Annotated in this window: 4 protein-coding genes and 2 pseudogenes; all 6 read right to left on the bottom strand. The window is 42.1% G+C overall.

The genetic code is table 11. The features are described 5' to 3' along the window. A pseudogene (locus J7R05_RS06830) lies at positions 1 to 183 on the bottom strand (hypothetical protein); the annotation flags it as partial. After that, on the bottom strand, positions 180 to 1,205 hold the full coding sequence (locus J7R05_RS06825; protein WP_343070533.1) for a filamentous hemagglutinin: 1,026 nt from the start codon (positions 1,203 to 1,205) through the stop codon (positions 180 to 182). The pseudogene J7R05_RS06830 and the gene J7R05_RS06825, both read right to left, overlap by 4 nt. A 97-nt stretch (positions 1,206 to 1,302) precedes the next feature. Beyond that, positions 1,303 to 1,704 (bottom strand): hypothetical protein, encoded by a 402-nt coding sequence (locus J7R05_RS06820; protein ID WP_208541715.1) that lies wholly within the window; start codon positions 1,702 to 1,704, stop codon positions 1,303 to 1,305. Then, on the bottom strand, positions 1,701 to 2,726 hold the full coding sequence (locus tag J7R05_RS06815) for a filamentous hemagglutinin (protein ID WP_343070536.1): 1,026 nt from the start codon (positions 2,724 to 2,726) through the stop codon (positions 1,701 to 1,703). Before J7R05_RS06815 ends, J7R05_RS06820 begins: the two co-directional genes overlap by 4 nt. Positions 2,727 to 2,823: 97 nt before the next feature. Further along, positions 2,824 to 3,237 carry a hypothetical protein gene (locus J7R05_RS06810; protein ID WP_208541719.1) on the bottom strand — a complete coding sequence of 138 codons (414 nt, stop codon included), beginning with the start codon at positions 3,235 to 3,237 and terminating at the stop codon, positions 2,824 to 2,826. Beyond that, positions 3,234 to 3,494, bottom strand: a pseudogene (locus tag J7R05_RS06805) (filamentous hemagglutinin); the annotation flags it as partial. The pseudogene J7R05_RS06805 and the gene J7R05_RS06810, both read right to left, overlap by 4 nt.

Raw genomic sequence — 3,494 nt, 5'->3', positions numbered from 1 at the left:
ATTTTCTGGATCGACATCATAAGGAGTTGGCATGCCACATTCTAACAGTGCTTTTCCTATCTCAGTAAAGTCTGCTCCAGGCTTCTCCCACATTCCTATAGATGATGTGGCAGGCCTACCTAAAGAACATCCAGCGATACTTAATAGAGCTATAGCACTCAATAATCTTAAGATTTGTTTCATTTTTTCCTCCTTGAATCAATTTGTACTCGATGAGATGAACCATAAAGTCTTCCACATATATCACTGGCATCTCCAAGACAATTGTGGACACTGTTAGGATCTGTGAACATTTTGTATGCCTCTTTCCAATTGTTACTACCGGTAGGCACTGTTTGGTAGGTATAGCCATTACCGCCGATCACTCGGCTTACAAAGTCATATCTATGCCCATCAAAACCGACCGTGGTTTGTTTGCCATTATTTAGCCTGTTTAACTTATCTGCTACTGCTGCAGCATTAGAAGCGGGTGCATAAAGATTGACAGTTGTGTTGCCTGCTATATTGCTTATCCCTTGTTGTCCTAAAGAATTCAGGGCATTATAAACTGTCATACCGCCACGGCTATGAGCGTAAAGTTCCAGCCCTGTATTCCCATAGTTCTTTAGCAGATCCTGTACCTCCTGTGTTGAATTGGTTAAGCCAAAGAAGTCATTTTCCAGAAACTTCTGATAGCCTGCTACCATCAGTTCTGATACAGCTGTGTCTCCTTGTGGGAAGACAACAAAATAAAGCGGTTCATTTTGATTGTCTGCATGTTGCACTGCATAAACACCTCCCTCAGTTGGTGGCGTGAAAATGCCATTAAAAGAGACATGAACCTTACCATCAGAACCGGCTTGTAGGTGCTTCTTCTCCTCAGCCGTTAAATAATGCGACTGAGGTATTTTTTGTCCACGACTGTCTTTTATAGGTTTCCCATTTTCATCTGTTAAATAGATAATATTTCCCTTTTCATCACGATCCACCACGGCGATGGAGTGCTTTTTGATAAACATGGTTTTATAGGAATCATCGCTGTATTTAAACCCTTCTTCAAGCAATTGCGTCGCCATTTCACGGTTCTCATGGACGATTTGTTCCAGCCTGCCACCATCAAGCGCTTCTACAGCTTCATGAGCTGTAGCCGTGTCACGGTTAAGGGAGGCGATTGTTTGTTCCCCATTTTGCCCTGTCAGGGTATTTTGCCCTGCTTCATCTGTCAAAATGATGCTGCCATTACTGATGGTGGAATGAGCAAAAAAACCACCCTTCCAAGCAAAAGCAAGGAAGGGGAATGTTGCTCTTCAAACGCAGAAACACTTAAGGATAGCACTCATATTCTTTTGGATTCTGTTTACAAAACGGGCTATTTAAACGCTTCTTGACACTGCGCCTCGGGATAACAGCGCCAGGCTGACAAATGGGAAGGTTTTCAGATTTATAGTTCTCACACCAATTCCCATCTTTATTTTTATAACGGAAACCATCTTGGATCATGCAAGCATAAATTGTTGCATATGTATTGTTGCTTAGCTTTTTATTTTCTGGATCGACATCATAAGGAGTTGGCATGCCACATTCTAACAATGCTTTTCCTATCTCAGTAAAGTCCGCTCCAGGCTTCTCCCATGCAGCCAAATATCCTGAGGGAGGTTTATTAAATTGACATCCAGCGATACTTAACAAAGCTATTCCACTCAATAATTTTAAGATTTGTTTCATTTTTTTCTCCTTGAATCAATTTGTACTCGATGAGATGAACTATACATAGCGATACAATTAACATTCCCATCTCTAAGACAAGTATGGACATTGTCGGGATTTGTAAACATTTCCCATGCCTCTTTCCAATTGTTACTACCGGTAGGCACTGTCTGGTAGGTATAGCCATTACCGCCGATCACTCGGCTTACAAAGTCATATCTATGCCCATCAAAACCGACCGTGGTTTGTTTGCCATTATTTAGCTTGTTTAACTTATCTGCCACTGCTGCAGCATTAGAAGCGGGTGCATAAAGATTGACGGTTGTGTTGCCTGCTATATTGCTTATCCCTTGTTGTCCTAAAGAATTCAGGGCATTATAAACTGTCATACCGCCACGGCTATGAGCGTAAAGTTCCAGCCCTGTATTCCCATAGTTCTTTAGCAGATCCTGTACCTCCTGTGTTGAATTGGTTAAGCCAAAGAAGTCATTTTCCAGAAACTTCTGATAGCCTGCTACCATCAGTTCTGACACAACCGTGTCTCCTTGTGGGAAGACAACAAAATAGAGCGGTTCATTTCGATTGTCTGCATGTTGCACTGCATAAACACCCCCCTCAGTTGGTGGCGTGAAAATGCCATTAAAAGAGACATGAACCTTACCATCAGAACCGGCTTGTAGGTGCTTCTTCTCCTCAGCCGTTAAATAATGCGACTGAGGTATTTTTTGTCCACGACTGTCTTTTATAGGTTTCCCATTTTCATCTGTTAAATAGATAATATTTCCCTTTTCATCACGATCCACCACGGCGATGGAGTGCTTTTTGATAAACATGGTTTTATAGGAATCATCGCTGTATTTAAACCCTTCTTCAAGCAATTGCGTCGCCATTTCACGGTTCTCATGGACGATTTGTTCCAGCCTGCCACCATCAAGCGCTTCTACAGCTTCATGAGCTGTAGCCGTGTCACGGTTAAGGGAGGCGATTGTTTGTTCCCCATTTTGCCCTGTCAGGGTATTTTGCCCTGCTTCATCTGTCAAAATGATGCTGCCATTACTGATGGTGGAATGAGCAAAAAAACCACCCTTCCAAGCAAAAGCAAGGAAGGGGAATGTTGCTCTTCAAACGCAGAAACACTTAAGGATAGCACTCATATTCTTTTGGATTCTGTTTACAAAACGGGCTATTTAAACGCTTCTTGACACTGCGCCTCGGGATAACAGCGCCAGGCTGACAAATGGGAAGGTTTTCCTCTCTAAAAATATAACACCATCCCCCCATATTCGATACCTCTTCATCTTTATAACGGAAACCATCTTGGATCATGCATGCATCAATGGCTGCTAATGCATTGTTGCTTAGCTTTTTATTTTCTGGATCTTTATCAAAGGGAGTTGGCATGCCACATTCTAACAATGCTTTTCCTACCTCAGTAAAGTCCGCTCCAGGCTTCTCCCATGCAGCCAAATATCCTAAGGGAGGTTTATTAAATTGACATCCAGCGATACTTAACAAAGCTATTCCACTCAATAATTTTAAGATTTGTTTCATTTTTTTCTCCTTGAATCAATTTGTACTCGATGGGATGAACCATAGCGCTTTTTGCACATATTGCTCGCATCTCCAAGACAAGTGTGGACACTGTTAGGATCTGTGAACATTTTGTATGCCTCTTTCCAATTGTTACTGCCGGTAGGCACTGTCTGGTAGGTATAGCCATTACCGCCGATCACTCGGCTTACAAAGTCATATCTATGCCCATCAAAGCCAACCGTGGTTTGTTTGCCATTATTTAGCTTGTTTAACTT

It is taken from the genome of Bartonella capreoli, assembly GCF_902813205.1.
Lineage (GTDB): Bacteria > Pseudomonadota > Alphaproteobacteria > Rhizobiales > Rhizobiaceae > Bartonella > Bartonella schoenbuchensis.
The sequence above is the reverse complement of the archived record's forward strand: the minus strand, read 5'-3'. Positions and strand labels throughout refer to the sequence as shown.